The organism is Herbaspirillum sp. Sphag64 (assembly GCF_014192645.1).
GTDB lineage: Bacteria > Pseudomonadota > Gammaproteobacteria > Burkholderiales > Burkholderiaceae_D > Herbaspirillum.
Genome location: NZ_JACHYE010000019.1, coordinates 1 through 23,296 on the forward strand (window position 1 = coordinate 1; position 23,296 = coordinate 23,296).

Genomic DNA, 23,296 nt, shown 5'->3' on the forward strand with positions numbered 1-23,296 from the left:
CTGTTCTTCTGAAAAACGCTTCTTCATGTCTAATCTCCTTACAGGATGGGATTAGACTCTAATTTCGAATGCTACTCAAATGTGGGGAGACGTCGGCTAAGCCGGGTGTGCGAATGGTGGTAGTGAGGCGTTTGCGGCACGCCAAGGGCAATGTAGGTTGTGCTGGTATCTACTGAAGACCGGAGGCTTAAATCTTAGGCGGTGTTCTTCTTAAACATGTCGCGGTCGGGCGGTTTGTTGCCCGATGTTTGCCGTAGGGGCCGGGTCGGTAGACTAACGCGTAGCGTTCCCCGTAGCCGGCAAGCAAGCATGTTTAAAGCGATGCATAGTAAAATTTGAATACTGTGAATTTATACAGTATTATTGTGATGTTCCCATTTTGGGAACATGTTGACATTTCTTTGCGTTCTGATATTCTGTTCCCAAATCGTGAACAGATATGGTTATGAAACTACTGGGACGTAATAAATTGCAACTTTTGCGCGGTCTTGACGCCACAACAGATGTTTGGTTGGTTAACTGGATTTCTGAAGTGGTGAATGCTTCTTGGAAACATCCTGGTGATGTCATTAAGCAGTTTCCAACAGTCACAGCGGCAAATGTTGATGTGTTTCTATTCCGTGTGGCCTCGCAACCGCATTCAATTCAGCTGTCGATTATGTTTCCGTTGAATATTGCGGTCGTTACCGATTTGAAAAATATGTCTTAATTGCAATGAAAACTAAGGTTGAACCTAAAGTAATACGCTCTGATGAGCAATATCATGAGTATCTTGGGGAAATCCAGCGTTTGATGGCTGGAATGCCTATCATCGGATCGCCAGCTGCGGACAGGTTAGAACTCTTGTCGGTGTTGGTCGATTCTTATGAGAATCAAAAGTACCCTGTTGAAACTCCTGATCCAATTGATGCAATTCTTTTCCGAATGGAAGAGCAGGGGCTAAAGCAAACCGATCTTGTCCCGTATTTTGGGACGAGAAGTCGAGTATCTGAAGTCTTGGCTAGGAAGAGGCCGCTCACTGTTCAGATGATTCGAGCCCTGTCTATTGGTTTGGGTATCTCTACAGAGACGCTAGTGGGACTGTCTGTGCCATCTCAAGCGCAGAAAGGCGATAACCTTGATTGGGGGAAGTTTCCCATTAAGGAAATGGTCGCCAGGGGATGGGTTCGAAAACTAACGGATAAGGCGTCGGATTCGATTGAAGAGCTTGTTCAGCGTTTCATTGCTGATATTGGAATTCAATTCGGCGATGCAGCTTTTAAGCGTACGTTGAGCGGTGATGCGTATTCGCCGAGTACCAAATATGCCTTGTTTGCATGGCTGGCGAAAGTGATACAGCTGAGTCGAGAGAAAAAATCGAACTTAGGAAGGTTTGATGCAGAGATTTTTTCTGTTTCCTTCTTGAAAGAGCTTGCTCAATTAAGTTGGTTTGAACAAGGACCTCTTTTGGCTGTGGAATTTTTAGAGAAGCATGGAATTGCAGTTGTCATTGAGCCTCATCTAAAAGGAACAATGCTGGATGGGGCAGCACTTAAAGATGCAGATGGAACTCCGATCGTAGCGTTAACTTTGCGTTTTGATCGACTAGATAATTTTTGGTTTACCTTGATGCATGAAGTGGCTCATCTATGGAAGCATATTGGCGCTGACGAAACGTTTTTAGATAATCTAGATGCCGCATCTGAAGACCGTCGCGAGGTCGAGGCAAATCGCATAGCCAGGGAATCCTTTATTCCACGAGTAGTTTGGAAACGAAGCGATGCATATTTGTCGCCTAGTCGGGAGTCGATAGATCGGCTTTCACGTGAGCTGAAAATTCATCCGTCAATTATTGCCGGTCGAGTTCATCGAGAAAAAAATAACTATCAACTGTTTCCTGAGTTGATAGGGCAGGGTGAAGTGCGAAAGCTCTTCAATTTAGAGGTTGTTTAAGTAATTTAGGAGCAACGCATGAATCCCCAATATGTCCCGATTTTAAAAGCTAAACCAGGTGAATTGAAGGCACTTGAGAAGCTGTCGACGCGGTCTGTTAGCAAGGTTTTGCCACTTTTTGATTTGCATCGTCAGAAAGACGGCGTCGCCGCGATGGATCACCTAGATAAGCTAGCCTTTCTGATCTCTTCGGCTTGGACTGGTGGGCAGGTGTTTGTTGATATCCCCAAATGGAAGCCTAACGCTCAAGCGGAAAACGGAGAGCATGTTCTTGCGTATGCATGCTCGCAACTCTCTATGCTTGGTGTTCCAGCTAGTGCTGTGGCGTCTTATGATCGTTGGGACGACCCCGAATATCAACGTGCGTTAGCCGGGCTAAGCGAAGAAGGGCAAAAGAGATTTTGTATTCGCTTGGAAAAGGATGCACTGGAGGATGTCGGTGATCCTGATTATTTCATGGATAAGCTTGACGAACTTATGGATCGTTTGGCCATAGTCCCGTCGGATTGCTTTGTTGTGGTAGATCTCGGTGATATTTTCCATTCTGCTGTAGTGGATTTAATGCCGCTTGTGACGGATGCACTTACGTTGCTTGAACCCATCGGATTCGGTGGAATTGTGGTTGCCGGTTGCTCTCTGCCTACAACGGTAAATCAAGCAGTGAAAAAAATTAATTCCGCGGGATTTGTTGAGCGCCGAGAAGCCGTGCTTTGGAAGTCAATCTGCGCGGAGCGCCGCAATACAGATATCATTTTCGGGGACTACGGTATACGTAATCCCAGTGGTGAAGAAGATGTGATTGCGCCAAACATGAACGGTAAGATTCGCTATACCCTGGCGAATCGTTATTTGGTTGTACGCGGCCACTCAATCCAGGTTCCCCCGAAAGGTGCGCAGACGCACGCCTTGGCTCAATATGTAATTGCTTCTGGTCACTACATGGGGCCGGCGTTTAGCTGGGGCGATCAGCGTATTCAAGATTGTGCAAATTTAGTGTTTAAGGGTAATGCTGGTGATTGGATTGCAATCGATACAAATCATCATTTGGAGGCGGTGCTTGCAGAAATATTTGAATTTCAGCGGCATGTCGCAACGCTTGCTCCGTAATGAGCCGTTCAGCTTTCGCTCCATTGACAGGTAGGTTGAATTGGGAACGTAGTGGGCAAAAATGATTCGCTACCATTAAGTGCGAACCATGAGCCATTGGATTTGTATCCTCTTAAGCACAACGCCAAAAAGTAGCGAAAGCCACAACGGGGTCTGAGATGGCTGCTAATACCGTGGCTAACTTGCGTCTTGATTCCCCGCCTGTCTGTTTGTAACTACCTGCACAATAGCATTTTCGATGGTGGGCGCCGTTGTGTGATCCGCCTGCTTGGCTTGGGCTGACGCAAACGCCGCACTCAATGATGTCGACGGCGCTTTTGCCGCTACTTGCGCCGGAGCTAATGCCTGAGCCGTAACTGCTTCATCCTTCGGAAGGAGGCTGCCAGCGTTAATCGCTTTGATTACTGCTTTTTGGATCTGGGTAACCAATTCAGAAGGCAATGTCAGCGACATTTTGGGATCCGGATGAAATGGATTGAGCCTATCTTTACTGACCTGTTGTATCTGTTCGCCTAGCGCCCAGCGGTCCGTATTTTCCTCAAAATAATCATGGCCCACAATCAATGACCCAGCGATAGGGACATGGTATTTGGTTGTGGTTGTGCTCTTGCCTTCTGTTTTAGACAGTGGAACTACTAAGCATCCTCCTGTCATTTTACCGTTCAGTACAACAACAAGACGTTTCTTAACCATCTCTGGAGGCATGCGCCCATTTGTTGTGAGGCCGGCTCGAACAGGTTCGCCTGTGGGGGCACGCTTATAATCATCACCGAAGTCACACTGAAGCACTTCTCCGACAGCAGGGTTGCGAGTAATAGACATCTTCTTCTTTCTTATTCATTGTTTATTTGTTCGGCCAATATTTCGCCTTCTGCCTTGCTTAGCTTGAGGGCAGCTAAGCCTCCCCGTTTGGCGACAGCTTTTCGCAACTCCTCTACAGATGAAAACTCTGGTTCCAGTTTCTTTAGTTGTGCTACCAATCCGGACAGATCGTAATAGTTGCTTTGCTGCCCTTTATGGTCGACAAAACGATCCACCCTTTTAATGTAGCCACGGTCTTCTAATTCAGTTAAGTACCGCTGAACTTGGCGCGGACTTAGATTGCATCTGCCGGCAATACTCGCTTTGCTCGGAAATGGCAGTTGCTCGGCGTACCACCAATGATCGATAATGTGAAGAAGAATCACCAACTGGACAGGACTGATGCCCAGTCGGGCTTGCCCGCGCAATAGCAGCGAAGGAATTACGCAAAACCCTAGGCCCAGCACCGCTTTGCCCCACTTTTTGGATGACGTTTGCTGTCCTTCTTTTTTCGGGCGATCTGCGATCTCGTCTTCACCATTCACATTTTCTACCATCGCCACCTCGAGTCATTAGAATGGAGTGAAGATACGCCCATGCGAAAGCAAAATCAATTCAAAACTATGTATTATGTGTCTCCGGGGTGAGGGACATGAGTGTCTAAGGGGCGGGAGTCAAAAATGACTCCCTAAGTATATGAAATTGGGAGCGTATGAAACAAAGCATATGTATAGTCTAAAATACCGGGAGATCTACATGTCTCCCGGTTGTGACTGTCGAATATTTTTGGCATACTCTCGTCATCGCCCATCGAGGTCAGTAGTAAATTTTTTTCCCCTAGAGGGATACGCAAACGCCCAGCTCGAAAGACTGGGCGTTTGTCATTTGTACTTACGTATACGCCGAGAGACATCTATGTCTATCGGTTGTCTCTAGCGGCTGTATATGGGATACTCCTTCTATCGCCCATCGAGGTCAGTAGTAAATTTTTCCCCTAGAGGGATACGCAAACGCCCAGTTCGAAAGACTGGGCGTTTGTCATTCTGGGACCATTTTATAGATGATCCCATGTTGGCCAGTTTTTAGAGTGAAAAATGGGAGGGGGTTTTGGGATGTGATTCTTCCCGATAATTAGCGATTATGCAAAACCGGAAAAAGACATTGAATCCCGCCTTTTTGATTGAAGCAGTTCAATGTGTTAGCTGTCTCTTCTGCAAAAAAGACGTAGATTATTACGGCGAGGATCGCTGCAATAATTAGGCCGCCAATGACGGGGTGTTGCTTAAACATCAAATCAAGCTTCTCGCGGAGTTGTCGTAAAAAAACCGCTGCAACTAATATCAAAAAAGCCAGTATTGCGATGTTCCCTGCGCTGAAATTCATATATCCCCTTTCGTTAAGATTTGCCATTGAGCAATTTTATCTTGTAATTATTGAACTTAGGGTTACTGGGCGCAAGTCGTAGCGTCAACATGGTAAAAAATATCTCGCTGAGTAGGCAATTTTTCGAGTCTTCCAAAAAATAGCACCATGTATATGGCTGGTTCAACAAAGGTTCAACGCGGTCGAATATTGGAAGTCACGTAAAGGTGGCTAATGGGGCTGGATGTCTTATTTAGTTGGATGTAGATCACTAATGTCACATGATGAATGGGACTCATAATCCGTTGGTGCCGTGTTCGACTCACGGGGGGGCCACCAGTACAGAAGCGGCTTAGCGCCTTATCGCGCTAGGCCGCTTTTTCTTTTGCTGGGGGATTTTTTGCCTGTTCAGATCATTTTTATGATCTGCCACCACCAGTATTGCGCAAGATCGGTCAAGATTGGCATACCCATCAGGTCCTATGATTGGTTCTGCAGCAGGTAAACCGAGCCAATGATGAAACAACAACATTACCAGAGCAGATTTGACCGCTTGTTTGACTATATTGACCAGAATCTGGAAGGGGATCTTTCGGTCGACAGGTTGAGCGAAGTCGCCTGCTTTTCAAAGTTTCATTTTCATCGTTTGTTCTCTGCCTATTGCGGTATCAGCGTTGGTAAGTACCTGCAACTCATTCGCTTGAAACGTGCTTCATTCAGGCTGGCGTTTTATCCGGACCATAAGATTATCGACATCGCGCTGGAGAGTGGTTTTGAAACACCTGAGTCGTTCTCTCGGGCCTTCAGAAAGATGTTCGGTCAATCACCATCAGCCTTCCGGAAACATCCGCAATGGCAGGAATGGCTCCAGCGCTATCGCTATCCAACATTACCAAGGACCAAAAAAATGAACGTCTCCATTGTCGATTTTCCAGCAGTGAGCATTGCCGTACGCGAGCATCGCGGCCCCATTGAGGGCGTCAATGACTCCGTCAAGATTTTTATAGATTGGCGTAAAACCAGCGGCTTTTCACCGCGAGATACGTCGCGCACCTTTGGCATCATGTACGACAATCCGGAAATCACCGAACCTTCGGCATTCCGTTTTGATATCTGTGGTGAGGTCGATGCACCAGTGCCAGAAAACCTGCAAGGCATCATCAACAAATGTATTCCTAGCGGGCGGTGTGCCGTGGTGCGCCATCACGGTTCCCATGACCAGATCGGGCAAACCGTGAGAGCCCTGTATCGGCAATGGGTCCCGCAAAGTAGTGAAGAATTGCGTGATTTCCCGCTGGTGTTCCATTATCTGAATTTTGTCGGCGAAACACCGGAGCACGAACTGCTGACAGATATTTATCTGCCATTGAAATAGATCCCATTCTGATCCATGCAAAACAGCTGGCTTTTAAATCTGGAAGATCAGCTGTTTTATGTTTCATCTGACCGCTATTCTCATACTGGTAATGCGGTTTCACTTTTCCTTGTCCACTGAACTAGTCACGAGCTCCAGCGCATGGTCAGGCGCTGACTTCACTCTGATGTCATGGCTGAGCTGCGTACACGAATTTGAGAAATTCAGCTACATCAAGCGGAGATTGTTCGCGCGCCTGTGTATCCCCGCCAAGCGTTACTCCATAGCTGAGACATCGTCTGGATTCCGTAGTAGCCTGCGCACCCGATACTAACTGTCCATCAGTCAGCATCGTGAAATTGTTGCTATCGAGATCATAGCTGCCGTGGCATTCACGCGCACTGGTTGCTGATTTGATGAAATGAAGTCGTGTCGGTCTATCAAATCCATGGTAGGCATTGGGGTAGGTCTTTAGCGTGATCTGTGCACCTTGCTTACGCAAATCGTTGGCGTAAGTGATACACGGTGCCGCCGGCGTGTAATCATCTTTGCCGCCGAGTAGCATCAGTATCGGCGCGTTGTCCAAATACGCTGAGGTGTAATGCATGCCGCATCCTGGATAGAAAGCGATATGGGCAGAAAAGCGCAGATCGTCGTCGATCACGGCACGCCGGAACGGCTCTAATGCCGAATAAAGAGCTGCAATCCCGCCTCGTGAAAAGCCCATCACGCTGATCTTTCTGTTGTCGATACGAGGGTCTGCTGCCAGCAGGCGCAGGGCAAAGTAGGCGTCTGCAATACCTGCGGTCATCGATAATTGGGTTTGATCTGCTTCGGTATTGCTGATGCCGCGGCCCGTAAAACTGTCGACGATAAAGCTGGCAAATCCCATCGCATTCAACCGCTGCGCCCACACTTTTTCGCCAGGGTTAACACCACTACTTCCATGCAGGATAATCACAGCCGGTACGGCAGAATGCAGTGTGTCAGGAAAAGCGAGGCGCCCTGTGATCGTGACTTTATTGTCGACGCTCCGTGCTACAAAATCCTTGACGTGTTTAGGGGTGACTGAGGTAAAGGAGATCGTACTACTAAGGGCGTCATCAGTGTGAGAGACTGGCGTAATGGACGCTGCGAATACCGTGCCAATGCTGGCAAAGCAGAAGGCGATGGCTGCAAATATCCTGTGCGCGTTTCTGGATTTCTCCCTGTGTGTCAGCAGCATTTTTTGCTCCTACTCTATTCGTTGCACTACTTTACAACTTGGGCTGATCTACGCGCTATTTAATGAGCAATGGCGTAACTTGCAACGGGTGTTTTACTATCACTATTTTAGCGTTGTTGGCGAAACATCCGAGTATGAATTGTTGACGGATATCTATCTTCCGCGTGAACGGGGCTGTGCTGGTCCAACAAAAACGGAGGACTCCCGATGACAGGAGATCAGTGTTTTTTATTGAACGCTTTTGGTCTTTAGTGCTTCAGGCTTGAATATCAAGATCCGGTGAAATCGCTGGAGCATCTGCGCTTATCGTTGAAGTAGAAATCGCTGCTATAGCGTTGATAAACTGCTCTGGCGACATCGGTCGACCCATTAGATAGCCTTGTAGCGTATTGCATCCCAAGGTCGTCAGGAAGTTGTGCTGACTTTCAGTTTCAACACCTTCGGCAACGATACGCAAGTTGAGTGATTGTCCTAAGCCGACGATCGCAGAAACAATGGCGGCGTCATCAGTGCCCTGTGCAAGTTGATGGATAAACCCGCGATCTATTTTTAACTCACTGGCCGGCATGCGCTTCAGATAGAGGAGACTGGAGTAACCGGTGCCGAAATCATCGATGGAAATATCCACGCCCAGGGCCACCAAACTGTCTAGTATCAGCAAACTGGCTTCCACGTCATGCATTGCGGTCGATTCAGTGACTTCGAGAATCAGGCAATGAGGAGGAAGGTGATGATGCAATAGTGTTGACTTGACCAAATCGAGCAAGCCCTCCTGGCGGAACTGGACGGCAGATAAATTGACTGCCATTTTCCAGTCTTGGTGGCCGGCCTCGTACCATTCGCGCATTTGCCGACACGCTTCATTGAGTACCCATTCTCCAATGGCAATGATAAGCCCGGTTTTCTCGGCAATTGGTATGAAATCATTCGGGGCAATGACTCCCCGCGTTGGATGCTGCCAGCGTATCAGCGCCTCGGCACCAGTTATTTTGCCGGTTGGTACCGAAAACTTGGGTTGGTAATTTAAATAAAATTCTCGATGTTCCAGCGCACTATGTATATCTTGAATCAATTGAAGCTGATGATGCACATTGACATTCATCGATGTCGCGAAGAAGTGATAGCCATTGCGACCTGTACCTTTTGTAAAATACATCGCTGCATCGGCATTCACCATCAGGTCGTGCGAGGTACTGCCGTCTTCAGGGAAAATGGCAACGCCAATGCTGGCGGAAATACGAAGATCATGCTTCCCAATTTGAAACGGCTGGTGGATGACGGTGACGAGTTGGCCTGCTATCGGTGCGACATCTTCAGGGTCGACGATTTCCGTCAAGATAACGAATTCATCCCCGCCGAGACGGGCTACGGTATCTTGCGCCCGCAGGCTGTTACAGATACGTGCAGCAACTGCTATCAGTAGCTGGTCGCCAACGTGGTGACCAAGGGAGTCGTTGATTGCCTTGAAACCATCCAGGTCAATAAACATGAACGCGAACCGACTTTTTTCCCGAGTCGCCTTGTTGAGCATCTGCTCCAGACGATCTTCAAGCAGGCTACGGTTGGCCAGATTGGTGAGACCGTCATGCAGCGCCTGCTTTTGCAATTCGGAATTGGCTTCGGCCAGCGAACGGGCCAGTTGAGCAGTTTGAGACTCCAATCTTGCGTCCAGCACAGAAGTCAACAATGCAATTGTCAGCACTGCCAAGGTGACAACAATGACCACAACCGCCAACCAGCCCGGACCAATGCCATCGTTGGCAGCAGTGCAGACACTATCGAGAGGAAAATTTGCCGCCGCCATGCCGGTGTAATGCATACCGACAATCGCAGCGCCCATCACTAGCGATGCAGCGCCTCTGAGTAGCCGGACACGACGGGTATTTTTTCGTAAATTGAAGGCGATCCAGAGCGCCGCTCCGGCAGCCACAATGGCAATGACGACGGAAACGATGAATAGCGGAATATCGTACTGAATCGCGGGATTCATGCGCATTGCCGCCATACCGGTATAGTGCATCGTCGCGATAGAAATGCCCATGATGATGGCACTAGTGGCGAGATGGGTACGAGAGAGCTGAGGTTGATTGATACGCCACAGCGCGAATCCAGACGCCAGAACAGCAATACTCAAAGAGAGTGCTGTAATTTTCCAATCATAGCCAAGCGGAATCGGAAGCCTGAATGCCAGCATCCCTATGAAATGCATTGACCATATGCCCATTCCCATGGCAATGGCACCACCGGCCTGCCACCATAAAATGCTATTTTTTTGTGCGGAATGAATACGACCGGACACATCCAGCGCTGTATAGGAAGCCAGCACCGCGACCGTGTACGAGAGAATGACTAATATCGAATCGTAATTTGCGGTGAACATTGCGTGTTATTCGACTGGACCTGCGAGAGATCGCTACGAAATGAGTAGTTGAGTATTTGCATACGAAGAGATATTCATATGAGAAAACTATACAGCAAACATTTCATTTCTTGTCGATACCTCAATTTTTGTTGAGTATCGCCGCATTGGTGCTATATCGCCTTTCCGCCAGCGTTATCACTGGATCGGGATGACATCTTGTGTTTCGTTCTAATCGGTAAAGTGGCTAACACTTTTACCGGTATCGTTGGCGTTATTCGGAGAGCAGGTTTGTCATATTGGCTGATACTTTTAACCTGAATACGCTGACCGTTTGCGATAAAGTGTTTGCTTGCTCCTGCAACGACTGCGTAGCGGTAGCGGATTCTTCGACCAGCGCGGTATTTTCCTTGGTAACTTTATCCATTCTTAAAATAGCGCGGTTGATTTCGTCGATCCCGATGCATTGCTCCTGATTGGCAACACTGATTTGGCCGACGATATCGGTCACGTGCTTGACACTGTTAACGACCTCTTCCATGGTTGCGCCAGCTTGTTCAACCAGCCTGCTTCCGATTTCGACCTTGACAACGGAGTCATCGATGAGAGCTTTGATTTCTTTTGCTGCGGCTGATGAGCGCTGCGCTAGGCTGCGTACTTCAGAGGCAACCACGGCGAAGCCGCGTCCCTGTTCGCCGGCTCTGGCTGCCTCAACTGCTGCGTTCAAAGCGAGGATGTTGGTTTGAAAAGCGATGCCGTCGATGACGCTGATGATGTCGACAATCCTTTTGGACGAATCGTTGATGGAGCTCATCGTATCAACTACCTGGCCTACTACATCGCCGCCTTTGATTGCTACGACGGAGGCGGATACCGCCAGTTCGTTGGCTTGTTGCGCATTGTCGGCGTTCTGCTTGACGGTCGAGGTGAGTTCTTCCATCGCCGACGCTGTATCTTGAAGAGAGCCGGCCTGATGTTCGGTGCGCGAGGAGAGATCTTTGTTGCCGCTGGCTATTTGAATGGATGCCGTCGCAATGGTATCGGTGCCTTCGCGCACGCGACTGACGATTTTCAGTAAATTGTCGTTCATCAGTTTGAGTGCGCCGAGCAATTGCCCTGTTTCGTCTGCGCTGGCTTGCTGGATATTCGCAGTCAGGTCTCCTTCGGCGACGCGACGAGCGACCTTGACGGCGTCGGTCAATGGTCGCGAGATAAGCCGCGACATTCCGATTGCGAGCACCAGGGCAGCCACGATACTGAGCCCTAGTATGCCGATGATCAGCATACGGGAGCTCGCGTAAATATCCCCTGCATGGTTGCTGGAATAATCTGCTCCGGCATTGGTGACGTCGATCAGCTTGTCGACGTTGGTAATCATTTGCCGATAAAACTCTGTCGATGCCCCCTGCAAAAGTGCTGTTGCCTCGACTTTTTTGTTTTCATGAGATAGTTCGATAATGTCAGCGTGTACCGCCATGAAGTTATTGATGGCCTTCGTGATATCCGCATAAATCGCTTGTCTTTGCGGATCGGTGGCAATCGCTTCGTATTCCTTGCGTTGTTTGGCAAGAATATCGAGGTCTCTGTTGAGCTTGCCGATGACGTCGTCAACTTCCTTGGGATCAGTCGCTAGAATATGTTGCAGCTCAAAACTGCGAATGCGCCCCATGAAAAATTTGACCTTGCCGAGAACGCGAATACCGGGAAGCCAGTTTGTGACGATGTCAGTGGATGCCGTGTTGACTTTGTCCAATTGGACGATGGAAAAAATTCCCAATGCTGCAATCAGTATCATGATTGAGAGAAAAGCTACGATCAGTTTCGTCCCAATTTTCAAGTTATAAAACCATTTCATTTTTTTCTCCTGCTTTACTGGATCCGTTCTGACCTGATCTGATGGAGATTTCACTACCGAAGTAAGGTACTGAAATGATGCCTAGCGCAACTTCAGTTTGATTGCGGCTACCAACAGGGCACAGATGCTGAGACTCGAGGCCGCAACCAGGTAGTAACTTGTCGCAACTGGCGTTCCCGTGATTCTGATTAGAAAAATCGAAATGGCAGGCGCAAATCCACCAAATACGCTGACACCGATGCTGTAACTGAGGGACATTCCAGTGACGCGGGTCTCCAGCGGGAAGATATCCGACATGATCGACGCCAGTGGAGCAAAATAAATGGCCTTGATCAATCCGATCATGCCGACCGCCAGCAACAACGAGGCCGTGGTTGGATACGCGTTCAGCCAGAGAAATAAAGGATAGGCTGACACGATATAAACAATGGCGGTGCCCAACATGATGTTGATGCGTCCCACTTTATCGGCCAACAGGCCAACAACGGGTGTTACCAAAGTCAGGATGACGCCGGCCAGCAAGGTTGCGAGAAAGCCGGTGGATTGGGGGAGTTTCAGATTCTCTGCCGCATAGGTTGGCATGTACTTGATCAGGAACGTTGATGCGGTGGAAACGATCAATACGCCTATTGACACCACTATCAATAATTTCTGTTTAGCCAATATTTCTGTAATCGGCTGATTGAGATCTTGTGGATGCTGGTGCGCTACCTTTTTTGCGAAATCTGGTGTTTCATCGACCTTGCTACGCAGGTATAAGCCGACCGGGGCAATCGACAAGCCGAAGAAAAATGGAACCCGCCATCCCCAATCCTGCATCGCCTCGGGTGTCAGATTTTTTGTGAGGAAGTAGCCGAAAAGCGATGCAATCACGGTACCAAAGCCCTGGCTTGCAAATTGCAGACTCGCGACGAAAACGCGTTTTCGCTTCGGTGCATGTTCCATCATGAACGCGGTGGAGCTGCCAAATTCGCCCCCGGCGGAAAAGCCTTGAAACAGACGCGCCACCATGATCCCGGCGGGAGCCAGCGCACCAATGGTGGCGTAGGAGGGCATCACCGCAATCATGATCATGCCTACCAACATGAGAGTGAGTGAGACGGTCAGAGATTTTTTTCTGCCAGCGCGATCCGCATAGGCTCCTAGGACTATTGCGCCGATCGGACGGATAAGAAATGAAACTCCGAACGTTGCGAAAGCCATCAGCAAGGACAAGGAAGAGTCGCTCGAAGGGAAAAATACCTTGCCGATGGTGACTGCAAAATATGCATAGACAGATAAGTCGAACCATTCTAATGTGTTGCCGATCAGAGCGGCTCCGACCGCTTTCGTCAATGAAACTTCTTTTCCTCCGGTCGCCGGTTCAGAGGAAAAATTACTCGCTGATGCAGCCATAGTGATGACTCCGCTTCTTTATAAGAATGATTGCGATAGTGAAACTGCGGGGTGTCTCAATCCCGCAACGAATGCATGAATGAACTCAGGATTGATGCATCTGCTCAGGGGTAAGCTCACCCAGATCCCAGAACAAGCTGGTCATGATCTGCATCCCTTCATCGGCGATCGATGCCAACATGTGTTCGTTAGCCGCATGTTGGGCGCAACCTGGGTAAGAATGAGGTATCCATAAGGTAGGCAAACCCAATACATTGGCAAATACGTCGTTCGGCAAGGTTCCGCCAAGATTGGGCAAGATTGCAATTTCTCGGTCCAATACTGACTTCATCGATTGCTCCGCCCATCGTACCCAGACATTGTCAGGATTGAGCCGGGTCGCGGCGGTACCTCGTTGTACCTTCACATCGACAGACTCGAAGCCATGTGCATCCAGATGTTTTCTCAGGATGGCTTTCAGTTCTTCCCAGCGGGTGTCGACGACAAAGCGAAGTTGGCAAAAGGCTTTGGCATTAGGGGGAATCGCATTGACCGGGTTGGCGGGGTTGCCGGAGGTGAACGCCAACACTTCGAGCGAATTCCAGCCTAATAGCTTTTCAGCCGATGACATGCCTGGTTCACCCCAGTGCTTGTCGATTTCGCGGCCCATCAAGGCGTCCGAAATAGACAATTTGCCAAGCGTTGTTTTGATCAGTGGTGATATCGGCGGAGGGAGGAGGTCTGGTATCAAAATCCGGCCTTTACCATCGACCATGCTCGCCAGAGCATTGGCCAGTATGGTCGCCGGGTTGCGCATCAGGCCACCCCAGTTTCCCGAGTGCAGACCACCACTTCTGAGATTGATGGACAGTTCAAACAAAACCGATCCGCGTGAGCCCAGAAAAATAGTCGGCTGGCTAGCGCTCAGTCGCGGACCATCCGAGGCAATGAAGACGTCAGATTTGAGTTGTCGCGTATTTAATTCGCAATATCTTTTCAAGCCCGGCGATCCAATTTCTTCTCCCGTTTCGAAAAGGCATTTCACGTTGTACCCAAGACGACCGTTACGGACCTTGATGACGGTTTCGAGTGCAGCCAGATTGATCGAATGCTGGCCCTTGTTGTCTGCAGTGCCACGGCCATACCATTTGTCGCCCTGGACGTTGAGTTTCCATGGATTGAGACCGTCGCTCCATTGATCGTCATAGCCACGCACGACATCGCCGTGGCCGTAGGTAAGTACGGTGAGCAAATCGTCACCTTCGTGACGTTCGGCGAAAAGGAGGGGTGGTTTTCCGGAGAGCGGATTGTCTACGATGAGGCAAGTGAAGCCCATGCGGCTGAGCACTGCTTCCAATTCTAGCTTCAGATAGACGTGCAACTGTGCTGCCTGTTCCGATGCCTGGCTTTCTGTTCTGTACGAAACCCGTCGTGCAATCTCGGCTTGCAACTGCCCATTGGCGTAGTGCTTTTTTGCACTCTCCATTGCTATTGCTTTATTCACAATTTCTCCATAATTACTGAGGTGACGTTGGTGCAAGCAAGTCTAGTACTAGTGGGTGTTCTTTAAAATTGCTATATTAAGAAGAACTTATTCTAAATATTAGAATGCTTTTCGGAGTCGGACATGCATAACACAGCACTACGTTATTTCCTTGAAGTCGCTCGCGCCGGTTCCTTGGGGCGAGCGTCCGAAAGACTGCACATTGCCCCCTCTGCGATCAGTCGGCAAATTGCCAATCTGGAACAAGAAGTGGGTGCGCAATTGTTCGAACGTTTGCCCACTGGCATGGTGCTGAGTCCGGCAGGAGAGGTGCTTGCGTCTCATGCCAGACGTGAACATCTCGAGCGGGAGCGCGTCCTGTCCGAGATTCAGGAGTCGTCAACTGATGGAGGACGTCCGATCTCGGTTGCCTCTACGGAAGGCGTGGCGCGTAATTTCTTGCCGCATGTCATGAGCGAATTCCGAGAGGCGTATCCCAAGGCTTGTTTTGTATTAAATGTCGCCGTTCCCAAGATCGTCATTGGCATGGTCAAGGATGGTGATGTGGATTTGGGGATCACGTTCAGTACGAAACCGAGTGAAGGTGTGCAAGTTGAATATTCCGCCAGGTCGCAAATTCATGCGCTTATGCATCGTCAACATCCACTGAGCAAACGTAAGTCTCTGATGCTGGCGGATTTGCAGCCCTATCCAATGGCGCTCAGGGAAGAAGGTAGTACGCAAAGACAACTGGTGGATCTTTGTTGCCAAATGGAGGGGCTGAGGTTGAATGCTGTGTTGACCAGCAATGACTCAGGATCATTGCAGCAATTTGTCATGCGTTCGAACGCTATCGCGCTGACAAGTAAAGTGTCGGAGCAGTATGAGCTACAGAAAAATGACTTGATCAGTATTGCGCTGTTGAATGCGGAATTACGGCAACGCGATGTACAGTTATTGACCATGGCTGGGCGAACGTTGCCCTTCAACATCCGGCGATTTGTCGATTTGCTTGCAATCAAGATGGCGGCAATGGATAAGTTGAGTGCTCCACCGGAACGATAAAGGTTCTGTTGATTCATCAAGAAATCAAAGGCAAGGTCGTTTTTCTGCTCTTTTCGGATAACGAAGAAGGAAGCTTCATCGCCGTCTGCGCAGGCCCTGATGCGCTCGGTGAACAATAAGGTATCGCCGGTGCTTTTCTTGCGCAGGGTTGGGCACCGGGTAAAGTCAATGCCGAAGATATCGGGTTCCGGAAGCCATAAGCCGAGTTCTTGATCACTGGAAGGCGTTACGCCATGAGCCCATTACCGTGGCCACCTTTCCGTTTTACGCAATGGCGTTTTCCATTTTTTCCATCTTATCGGCGCTGGGCCTACAAGCTACAGTTAGCTCGTCACACTAATGATCGATTGATAAATATGAATCCCAGGCCAGATTACGCCTGGGCTTGGGATGCTTTTAACTTTTTTTATCCATCCACGTTGTTCTATCTGCTTACTGTATAGGAGTAATTCCATGAAACAGTCTGTCCTGGCTCTCCTTGATGAGGCCGCAGCCTCAGTACAATCACGGTCAGATCAGGCCGCTCCCAGCACCTCCACGCAGCGATCAAACACCAGTCGTATGCGCGGTGGTACAGGACCGCGTTGTGGTCGATACACATATACATCCCACGGATCGGGCTGGAAACTCTGTAATACCGGTATCAGCCTCCCCGACGCAATATGTGCATCGGCCAGGAACGAAGGAATCTGACCAAAACCGAGGCCGGCCAGAATTGCTTCACATTCGGCATCGCTGTCGTTAGTAGAAAAGTGCGGCGCGTTGGGGGCGATTTGCACACCACCGGCGAAATACCAAGGCCATGCTTTGCCCGCTGTGGAATCGAGCAGCGCTGTCGTTGGTAATTCCTGTAATTGCTCGACTTGCGTCGGAATACCGCAGCGTGCAATGAGCGCAGGCGATCCAACGACGTGAAAGCCAATGGGAGTCACTCTGCGTGCTACAAAACGGCTATCGCGAAGTGAGCCTAAGCGCACGCCAATGTCGATGCGCTCGTCAACCACGTCAGCATGGGCATCGCTCAGATGCAATTCAACCCTCACCTGTGGCAACCGGGCAGAAAGTTCTTTAATCACCGGCATGAGCATTTGGCGGCCCAACATCACCGGTGCTGTCACCCGGACCACGCCCGTCGGCTCATGCGCATCGAGCCCACTTCCTGAATGAAACAGGGTATCCATTTGTTGCACGCTGAGCTTGGCACGCTCGGCCAGTGAGGCGCCGTAACTTGTGATGCGGATCCCGCGCGTATTGCGATGAAACATCATTTCGCCATGCAACTGTTCCAGTTCCTGGACTGCACGTGTCACCGCCTGCGGCGAAATTCCCAGGCGCGTAGCGGCTTCCTTGAAGCTGCGTGTTTCTGCTGCAGTAATAAATATGCGCAGCATTTCCAGTCGATTCAACATGACAATTCCAAAAATGGGAATTCTAAAATCATAACATTTCCATTTATTGGCGTAATTGATCTCCTTATACTCGCTGCTAACCCAGTTACCTGGCTTGGCACAAGCACCAGGGAATTTTGTTTGATGAACAGAACTTGCGAACACCGTGTCGTGTTCGCGGATGAGAGGAAAGAAAATGCAGGATTTTGAGTTACATAATCCAACCCGTATCGTGTTCGGCGCGAACAAGATCGCCGAGTTGGATAAACTTGTGCCACAAGACGCACGTGTGCTGGTGCTCTTTGGCGGTCAAAGCGCACATCGTTCGGGGACCTTGGCCGAAGTGCGCGAAGCCTTGGGTCAAAGGCTGGTCGTTGAGTTTGGCGGGATTGAAGCAAATCCGACCTTTGAAACCCTGATGAAAGCGGTCGCGCTGATCAAACAGGAGAAGCTGGATTTTCTGCTCGCCGTCGGTGGCGGTTCGGTCATCGATGGTACGAAGTTGGTCGCCGCTGCCGTGCCTTACCAAGGTGATCCTTGGGAGATACTGGAAACATTTGGCGCCAAGATAACCGAGGCAATTCCTTTCGGCAGTGTCTTGACGCTACCGGCGACAGGTTCCGAGATGAATGATGGCTCGGTCATCACAAGGGCTGCGACGCAGGACAAGCTTTTCTTTGTCAGCCCTCACGTATTTCCCCGCTTCTCGATACTTGACCCGACCAAAACCTACACCTTGCCTGAGCGGCAGTTGGCCAATGGTGTAGTGGACGCTTTCACACATGTCATGGAGCAGTATTTGACCTATCCGGTCAACGCGCATGTGCAGGATCGCTTCGCTGAAGGCTTGTTGCAGACCCTGATTGATATCGGCCCACAGGTTGTCAGTGGCACGCGGGACTACGATCTTCGTGCCAATTTGATGTGGACTGCAACACTGGCATTGAATGGTCTGATTGGCGCGGGCGTTCCTCAGGACTGGTCAACCCATATGATTGGTCACGAGCTGACTGCGCTTCACGGGATTGATCATGCGCGCACATTGGCAATAGTCTTGCCTGCGAATATGGAAGTCCGCACCGAGGAGAAGCGTGGGAAGTTGCTGCAATACGCAGACCGTGTCTGGGGCCTGAAGGATGGTGACGACAATCAGCGTATCAATGCTGCCATTGGACGCACGCGCAGCTTCTTTGAAAGTCTGGGTGTGCCGACTCGTCTGCGCGAATACGACATTGGTGCAGCGGACCTCGATAAAGTGATTCAGCAACTCGAGAAGCACAATATGGTTGCGCTTGGCGAACAGAAAAATGTCACGCCAGCAGTGAGCCGTCGCATCCTCGAAGCAGCGCTGTAAATCCAGCAGGACAGTGGCGATCCGATCCGACTTCAGCTTGGTGCAGAAGTCGATGGATCGCCCAATGTCCTGTGAAAATGTTGCGTTGGCAGATCCAAAAAGGCTTTGACTTTGGCAGAGCCTCGGCGACTCGCGGGATACATTGCATAGACTCCCACATCCATTGGTCCAGGATTGGCGCGATAGGTATCAAGTACCCTGACCAGGATGCCGGCCTCGATTGCATCCCGTATCAACCAGTCGGCAAGCAATGCAACGCCTAAGCCATCCTCTACAGCGCGGCGTAGCATTTCGGAGTTATTCATCGACAGATTGTCGCTGACGGCGATTTCCTCGATGGGGCCATTGCTACCGTCATCCAGGTGTCGGGCTGCGGATGAAAAACCACCGGTACTGGCAACGAGTGAAAACGCTTTCACTTCTGAAAATCGGTCCATGGCTAGCTCTTCGTTTTACGCAATGGCGTTTTTTACGGGATTTTGATCAATTTACTTTGATTATCTACAGCAAAGGCCTGTAAGGCCAGCGCGATGAAGCGCTGGCGGTTCGCCATCGTGATCACGTTGAATTTGACCTGTTCAACCAACCTGCTTTCTGATTCCAGCGTTCTGCCTGACCGTTGCATTATTGCTGCCGTGGCACCTGCATGCCAGGCCAATCAGAATAACCTCGGGCATCGCCGCCGTACCAATATTGCTTGGGGGCGTCGGCTAGCGGCGCGTTGTTGCGCAGCCGCTCGATCAGATCCGGATTGGCGATAAATGGCCGCCCGATGCTGAACAGGTCGGCATCGCCAGCAGCCAGAGTTTTCTCGGCCAGCGCCAACGTGTATTGATTGTTGGCGACGTAGGCACCCTTGAAGCGTTGGCGTAGGGCAGCGAAGCTGATGCCGTCGTCAGCGTCACGACTGAGCTGCGTTACGCCTTCAATTTCATGGAGATAAAGTAGTCCCAAGGTCGACAGTGCATCGATATACACGCTGAAGGTCTGCATGGTATTGCTATCAAGCGGGGTGTTGCCGGGAGTGGTAGTGGTTGGCGAAATACGGATACCGACACGTTGCGGTCCCCATACGTCAACGACGGCCTTGACTACTTCCAGTGGAAAGCGCAGGCGATTTTCCAGCGATCCACCATACTGGTCTGTACGGTGATTGGTGCTGTCACGTACGAATTGCTCCAGCAGATAATTATTTGCCGAGTGGACTTCAACACCGTCAAAACCCGCACGCTTGGCATTTTCTGCGGCACGCCGATAGTCTTCAACAATGGCCGGGATTTCGTCGGTACGTAGTGCTCGCGGGGTAACGAAATCCTTCATGCCATCATGTACGCGAATCTGGCCATGCGGCTTGATGGCTGAGGCAGCGACAGGTATCGCCCCGCCCAGCATATCGGGGTGCGACATCCGTCCGGTGTGCCATAGCTGCAGGAAAATTTTCCCCTGGCGCTGATGGACGGCGTCAGTGACACGCTGCCACGCTGCGATCTGCACTGCATTCCAGATACCAGGTGTGCGCGGATAGCCACGGGCTGCGGCCGAAATATTCGTGGCCTCGGTGATAATCAGACCAGCGCTTGCGCGTTGGGCATAGTAGTCGGCAGCATAGTCGGGAGGCACGCCAAAGTCGTCCGAGCGGCTGCGGGTCATGGGGGCCATGACAATACGGTTTTTCAGTTGCAGGCCGCCGATTGTGACTGGCTGGAGCACGGGGTTTGAAGAAAAATCTGACATGATGAATCTCCTGATTAGTAAAAATAAGTGATGTTGATAGCGAGTGAAGACGTGCAACACCTTACCCGACGGTCTTGGCCCAGACCGCCTGTGCATTGGTGAACTCGCGCAGACCGAAATGCGACAACTCTCGTCCATAGCCACTCTTCTTGACGCCGCCGACTGGAATACGTGCGTTCGATGCCGAAAAGCCGTTGATGAAAACACCACCTGTCTCAAGGCGACGGGCGATGCGTTGCGCGCGGCCGACATCGCTGGTCCACAGGCTGCCACCCAGGCCGTAGTCGCTGGTATTGGCCAGTTCGATAGCGTGCTCTGCGTCTTCAGCGACCGTGATGGCGGCCACCGGGCCGAAGGTTTCTTCGTCAAATACGGCCATGCCGGGGCGGACATTGACCAGCACCGTTGGTGCATAAAAATTTCCCGGGCCGTCGATCTTGTGTCCGCCAAGCAGCAAGGTCGCTCCGGCATCCAATGTGCGTTCGACCTGGCGATGCAGTTCGTCGCGCAAATCGTTGCGTGCCATTGGCCCCATCGTGGTCAAAGGATCGAGCGGGTCGCCTGTCTTCAGTCGGCTGGCGGCGGCGACAAATTTACGGGTGAATTCTTCAGCGATGGGTTGTTCAAGGATGAAGCGCTTGGCGGCGAGGCAGACCTGACCGGCATTCTGGAAGCGCGCTTCGATCGCTGCGGTGACCGCTAGATCGATGTTGGCATCGGATAACACGATAAATGCGTCGGCACCGCCAAGTTCCAGCAGGCTCTTCTTGAGCGTGCTGCCGGCCAGTGCTGCGACTGCGGCGCCGGCACGCATACTGCCTGTGAGCGTTATTGCGGCAACCCGCGGGTCTTTGATGACGTGGGCTACGGTCTCATTGTCAGCATTGAGGTTGGCGAACAGGCCTTCCGGGAAACCAGCGATTTCAAACATGTGTTGCAGGGCATAGGCCGATCCCATCACATTGGGTGCATGTTTGAGGATGAAGCCGTTACCGGACAACATGATCGGACCTGCGGCGCGCACGACTTGCCACAACGGGAAGTTCCAGGGCATCACGGCGAGGATGCTGCCAATCGGCAAGTAGGAGACGTGCACCTGATCATCATTTTTGACGGTGACAGGCTCGTCAGCGAGGATGGCTGGACCGTTTTCGGCAATCCAGTCGATGGTGGCGGCGCACTTTTCGACTTCGGCCAGGGCTGCGCCAATGGTCTTGCCCATTTCCGCAGTGATGGTAGCGGCCAGGATGTCGGAATGGTGGCGCAAGGCAGCAGCGAGTCGGCAATAGGTCGCTACGCGTTCGTTCATCGGGGTGGCGCGCCACATTCTATAGGCAGTGGCGTTAACCTCGAGCAGTTGTTCCACCTCGCCAGGCGTCTGGAATGCGTAGGTGGCGATTAGCTCGCCAGTGGCTGGATTGCGGGAGACTGCATTGGTAGCAGGATCGGTATTGAGTTGCGACATGGAATGCCTCCGTGAAGTGAAAGAGCAGTGTTCAAGAACTGCTCTGACGTCACTTTAGGCAATCACGACAATCTCAAGAAGGCGTCTTGTTATCCTATGACTCTGACTCCCTGCCAGGGGCCGTGGGAATATAGGTAACCAGCGACAGGTCTGGTCGCCCGGCCGGTGTCAAGGCGACAGATGGTCTGCTTGGTATGGAGCACTTGGCAAGTTAGTAATGGAGCGGCTCAAACAGCGGGTACTTTTACTACCAGCAGATTTTACATTCTGCTAAGTTAGGTCGGGATACTTTGGTGGAGTAAGGTCTCATTGCCATCAGCCTTCAAATAATCCCGGCATAGAATCGCGCTTCTTGATCATCATTGATCGTATAAGCATTACAAGTATTGGTATTTCACCTGAAGCCGTAAAATTTTTATAATTCTCTGTTACGTCTAACAGAGTGAGAGAAAAACTATGTCGTTTAGCCGTCTGCAGAAGCGTCGCCACGTATTGTCTACCCTGACGCGAAGCATTCTTGGCTTGGGCCTGCTCACCTCTGGAGTTGGTTACGCCGCCGAAGAGCAAACTTTACGGATTGGATACCAGAAATCCTCCACGTTGGTCATTCTGCTCAAGAGCAATGGCGTGCTGGAAAAAAGACTGGGAAAATTGGGCATCAAGATCAGCTGGCACGAATTCACCAGCGGTTTGCCGCTACTTGAAGCGCTCAATATCGGCAACATTGATATTAGCGCCGACGTCGCCGATACCGTACCGGTCTTTGCATTGGCCGCTGGTGCAAAGTTGATCTACCTGGCGCAGGAGGCACCATCGCCGTCTGCACAGGCGCTGCTGGTACGGGCTGATTCACCGATCAAGACTATCGCTGACCTGAAAGGCCGGCGCATTGGTGTGACAAAGGCTGCTGGTTCGCACTATTTGTTGATTGCACTATTGGAGAGCGTGGGCCTGAAGTTCAAGGATATCGAGCCAGCCTATCTGACGCCAGCCGATGGTCGTGCTGCTTTTGAAAAAGGAGCCATTGACGCGTGGGTGATCTGGGATCCCTTCCTCGCCACGGCGCAACGACAAGGTAAGGTACGCATTGTCGCCGATGGCAAGAATAATATTGCCAGCTACCAACGCTACTATCTGGCGTCGGCTTCCTATGCGCAGGGCCATCCCGATGTGCTCAATGCCGTTTTTGAAGAATTGCGTGGCGCCGGTCAGTGGGTCAGGGCCAATCCGCGTGTGGCGGCAGAGTTGCTGGCACCAATCTGGGGACTCGATGCCGATACGGTTGAACTGGCGAATAGCAGACGATCATACGAGGTGCGCAGCATTGGCGCAGCGTCACTCAGCGAGCAGCAAAGTATCGCCGATGCTTTCCTTGCGCAGGGTGTGCTGCCGCATAAAGTCAATATCGGGGATATCGGGATTTGGAAGCCTTAAGCCG

At 50.8% G+C, this 23,296-nt stretch carries 19 protein-coding genes; 7 read left to right on the plus strand and 12 right to left on the minus strand.

Translation table 11 applies throughout. The annotated features are described in order from the left end of the window. The first annotated feature begins 445 nt into the window (after nt 1–445). Genes FHW66_RS19370 through FHW66_RS19380 form a run of 3 tightly spaced genes read left to right on the plus strand, consistent with a single transcriptional unit; the run spans nt 446 to nt 3,039 of the window. Entirely contained in the window at nt 446–709 is a 264-nt protein-coding gene (locus tag FHW66_RS19370) for a hypothetical protein (RefSeq protein ID WP_157739310.1), read from the plus strand. A gap of 5 nt (nt 710–714) precedes the next feature. Continuing rightward, on the plus strand, nt 715–1,932 hold the full coding sequence (locus tag FHW66_RS19375; protein WP_183381479.1) for an ImmA/IrrE family metallo-endopeptidase: 1,218 nt from the start codon (nt 715–717) through the stop codon (nt 1,930–1,932). 18 nt (nt 1,933–1,950) lie between these two features. Beyond that, a complete protein-coding gene (locus FHW66_RS19380) occupies nt 1,951–3,039 on the plus strand; it encodes a beta family protein (protein ID WP_183381480.1) in 1,089 nt (362 codons plus the stop codon). A 177-nt stretch (nt 3,040–3,216) separates the two neighbouring features. Here the strand turns inward: FHW66_RS19380 and FHW66_RS19385 are convergent, their stop codons facing one another. The 3 genes from FHW66_RS19385 to FHW66_RS19395 all read right to left on the minus strand — a co-directional run bounded on the left by FHW66_RS19385 (nt 3,217) and on the right by FHW66_RS19395 (nt 5,250). After that, on the minus strand, nt 3,217–3,861 hold the full coding sequence (locus tag FHW66_RS19385) for a type II toxin-antitoxin system PemK/MazF family toxin (protein WP_183381481.1): 645 nt from the start codon (nt 3,859–3,861) through the stop codon (nt 3,217–3,219). Nucleotides 3,862–3,872: 11 nt separating this feature from the next. Continuing rightward, nucleotides 3,873–4,397 carry a helix-turn-helix domain-containing protein gene (locus FHW66_RS19390; protein ID WP_183381507.1) on the minus strand — a complete coding sequence of 175 codons (525 nt, stop codon included), beginning with the start codon at nt 4,395–4,397 and terminating at the stop codon, nt 3,873–3,875. 574 nt (nt 4,398–4,971) lie between these two features. After that, on the minus strand, nt 4,972–5,250 hold the full coding sequence (locus FHW66_RS19395) for a hypothetical protein (protein WP_183381482.1): 279 nt from the start codon (nt 5,248–5,250) through the stop codon (nt 4,972–4,974). Nucleotides 5,251–5,716: 466 nt separating this feature from the next. On the opposite strand from FHW66_RS19395, the gene FHW66_RS19400 reads away from it, so the two are divergent. Further along, a complete protein-coding gene (locus FHW66_RS19400) occupies nt 5,717–6,577 on the plus strand; it encodes a GyrI-like domain-containing protein (RefSeq protein WP_221197070.1) in 861 nt (286 codons plus the stop codon). Between the two features lie 169 nt (nt 6,578–6,746). Here the strand turns inward: FHW66_RS19400 and FHW66_RS19405 are convergent, their stop codons facing one another. From FHW66_RS19405 to FHW66_RS19425, 5 genes are all read right to left on the minus strand, one after another. Beyond that, on the minus strand, nt 6,747–7,781 hold the full coding sequence (locus FHW66_RS19405; protein WP_183381483.1) for a dienelactone hydrolase family protein: 1,035 nt from the start codon (nt 7,779–7,781) through the stop codon (nt 6,747–6,749). A 256-nt stretch (nt 7,782–8,037) separates the two neighbouring features. After that, nucleotides 8,038–10,161 carry a bifunctional diguanylate cyclase/phosphodiesterase gene (locus FHW66_RS19410; protein WP_183381484.1) on the minus strand — a complete coding sequence of 708 codons (2,124 nt, stop codon included), beginning with the start codon at nt 10,159–10,161 and terminating at the stop codon, nt 8,038–8,040. Nucleotides 10,162–10,414: 253 nt separating this feature from the next. Then, entirely contained in the window at nt 10,415–11,995 is a 1,581-nt protein-coding gene (locus FHW66_RS19415; RefSeq protein WP_183381485.1) for a methyl-accepting chemotaxis protein, read from the minus strand. A gap of 81 nt (nt 11,996–12,076) precedes the next feature. Continuing rightward, nucleotides 12,077–13,390, minus strand: a complete 1,314-nt coding sequence (locus tag FHW66_RS19420; RefSeq protein ID WP_183381486.1) for an MFS transporter — start codon at nt 13,388–13,390, stop codon at nt 12,077–12,079. 85 nt (nt 13,391–13,475) lie between these two features. Next, nucleotides 13,476–14,855 carry a M20 family metallopeptidase gene (locus FHW66_RS19425; protein WP_221197069.1) on the minus strand — a complete coding sequence of 460 codons (1,380 nt, stop codon included), beginning with the start codon at nt 14,853–14,855 and terminating at the stop codon, nt 13,476–13,478. 141 nt (nt 14,856–14,996) lie between these two features. Between FHW66_RS19425 and FHW66_RS19430 the strand changes: the two genes are divergently transcribed. Further along, nucleotides 14,997–15,917 carry a LysR family transcriptional regulator gene (locus tag FHW66_RS19430; RefSeq protein WP_183381488.1) on the plus strand — a complete coding sequence of 307 codons (921 nt, stop codon included), beginning with the start codon at nt 14,997–14,999 and terminating at the stop codon, nt 15,915–15,917. Nucleotides 15,918–16,432: 515 nt separating this feature from the next. Here FHW66_RS19430 and FHW66_RS19435 read toward each other — a convergent pair. Continuing rightward, nucleotides 16,433–17,326: a LysR family transcriptional regulator gene (locus FHW66_RS19435; protein ID WP_183381489.1), complete on the minus strand. Its 894-nt coding sequence runs from the start codon at nt 17,324–17,326 to the stop codon at nt 16,433–16,435. 175 nt (nt 17,327–17,501) lie between these two features. On the opposite strand from FHW66_RS19435, the gene FHW66_RS19440 reads away from it, so the two are divergent. Then, nucleotides 17,502–18,659, plus strand: a complete 1,158-nt coding sequence (locus tag FHW66_RS19440) for an iron-containing alcohol dehydrogenase (protein WP_183381490.1) — start codon at nt 17,502–17,504, stop codon at nt 18,657–18,659. A gap of 32 nt (nt 18,660–18,691) precedes the next feature. On the opposite strand, the gene FHW66_RS19445 is transcribed toward FHW66_RS19440, so the two are convergent. The 3 genes from FHW66_RS19445 to FHW66_RS19455 all read right to left on the minus strand — a co-directional run bounded on the left by FHW66_RS19445 (nt 18,692) and on the right by FHW66_RS19455 (nt 21,858). After that, nucleotides 18,692–19,096 (minus strand): LysR substrate-binding domain-containing protein, encoded by a 405-nt coding sequence (locus tag FHW66_RS19445; RefSeq protein WP_183381491.1) that lies wholly within the window; start codon nt 19,094–19,096, stop codon nt 18,692–18,694. Nucleotides 19,097–19,283: 187 nt separating this feature from the next. Continuing rightward, nucleotides 19,284–20,393 (minus strand): alkene reductase, encoded by a 1,110-nt coding sequence (locus tag FHW66_RS19450; protein ID WP_183381492.1) that lies wholly within the window; start codon nt 20,391–20,393, stop codon nt 19,284–19,286. Between the two features lie 61 nt (nt 20,394–20,454). Then, the gene (locus FHW66_RS19455) at nt 20,455–21,858 is read right to left on the minus strand and encodes an NAD-dependent succinate-semialdehyde dehydrogenase (RefSeq protein WP_183381493.1); all 1,404 of its coding nucleotides are present in this window, start codon (nt 21,856–21,858) and stop codon (nt 20,455–20,457) included. 456 nt (nt 21,859–22,314) lie between these two features. Between FHW66_RS19455 and FHW66_RS19460 the strand changes: the two genes are divergently transcribed. After that, nucleotides 22,315–23,292: an aliphatic sulfonate ABC transporter substrate-binding protein gene (locus FHW66_RS19460; protein ID WP_183381494.1), complete on the plus strand. Its 978-nt coding sequence runs from the start codon at nt 22,315–22,317 to the stop codon at nt 23,290–23,292. Nucleotides 23,293–23,296 lie beyond the last annotated feature (4 nt).

What these genes read in the sequence shown, in the direction of transcription:
- FHW66_RS19425 (WP_221197069.1), bottom strand. Translation starts at nt 14,855, where the DNA reads ATGGAGAGTGCAAAAAAGCACTACGCCAATGGGCAGTTGCAAGCCGAG.
- FHW66_RS19375 (WP_183381479.1), top strand. Translation starts at nt 715, where the DNA reads ATGAAAACTAAGGTTGAACCTAAAGTAATACGCTCTGATGAGCAATAT.
- FHW66_RS19395 (WP_183381482.1), bottom strand. Translation starts at nt 5,250, where the DNA reads ATGGCAAATCTTAACGAAAGGGGATATATGAATTTCAGCGCAGGGAAC.
- FHW66_RS19445 (WP_183381491.1), bottom strand. Translation starts at nt 19,096, where the DNA reads ATGGACCGATTTTCAGAAGTGAAAGCGTTTTCACTCGTTGCCAGTACC.
- FHW66_RS19415 (WP_183381485.1), bottom strand. Translation starts at nt 11,995, where the DNA reads ATGAAATGGTTTTATAACTTGAAAATTGGGACGAAACTGATCGTAGCT.
- FHW66_RS19435 (WP_183381489.1), bottom strand. Translation starts at nt 17,326, where the DNA reads ATGTTGAATCGACTGGAAATGCTGCGCATATTTATTACTGCAGCAGAA.
- FHW66_RS19440 (WP_183381490.1), top strand. Translation starts at nt 17,502, where the DNA reads ATGCAGGATTTTGAGTTACATAATCCAACCCGTATCGTGTTCGGCGCG.
- FHW66_RS19450 (WP_183381492.1), bottom strand. Translation starts at nt 20,393, where the DNA reads ATGTCAGATTTTTCTTCAAACCCCGTGCTCCAGCCAGTCACAATCGGC.
- FHW66_RS19405 (WP_183381483.1), bottom strand. Translation starts at nt 7,781, where the DNA reads ATGCTGCTGACACACAGGGAGAAATCCAGAAACGCGCACAGGATATTT.
- FHW66_RS19380 (WP_183381480.1), top strand. Translation starts at nt 1,951, where the DNA reads ATGAATCCCCAATATGTCCCGATTTTAAAAGCTAAACCAGGTGAATTG.
- FHW66_RS19390 (WP_183381507.1), bottom strand. Translation starts at nt 4,397, where the DNA reads ATGGTAGAAAATGTGAATGGTGAAGACGAGATCGCAGATCGCCCGAAA.
- FHW66_RS19410 (WP_183381484.1), bottom strand. Translation starts at nt 10,161, where the DNA reads ATGTTCACCGCAAATTACGATTCGATATTAGTCATTCTCTCGTACACG.
- FHW66_RS19430 (WP_183381488.1), top strand. Translation starts at nt 14,997, where the DNA reads ATGCATAACACAGCACTACGTTATTTCCTTGAAGTCGCTCGCGCCGGT.
- FHW66_RS19460 (WP_183381494.1), top strand. Translation starts at nt 22,315, where the DNA reads ATGTCGTTTAGCCGTCTGCAGAAGCGTCGCCACGTATTGTCTACCCTG.
- FHW66_RS19385 (WP_183381481.1), bottom strand. Translation starts at nt 3,861, where the DNA reads ATGTCTATTACTCGCAACCCTGCTGTCGGAGAAGTGCTTCAGTGTGAC.
- FHW66_RS19400 (WP_221197070.1), top strand. Translation starts at nt 5,717, where the DNA reads ATGATGAAACAACAACATTACCAGAGCAGATTTGACCGCTTGTTTGAC.
- FHW66_RS19455 (WP_183381493.1), bottom strand. Translation starts at nt 21,858, where the DNA reads ATGTCGCAACTCAATACCGATCCTGCTACCAATGCAGTCTCCCGCAAT.
- FHW66_RS19420 (WP_183381486.1), bottom strand. Translation starts at nt 13,390, where the DNA reads ATGGCTGCATCAGCGAGTAATTTTTCCTCTGAACCGGCGACCGGAGGA.
- FHW66_RS19370 (WP_157739310.1), top strand. Translation starts at nt 446, where the DNA reads ATGAAACTACTGGGACGTAATAAATTGCAACTTTTGCGCGGTCTTGAC.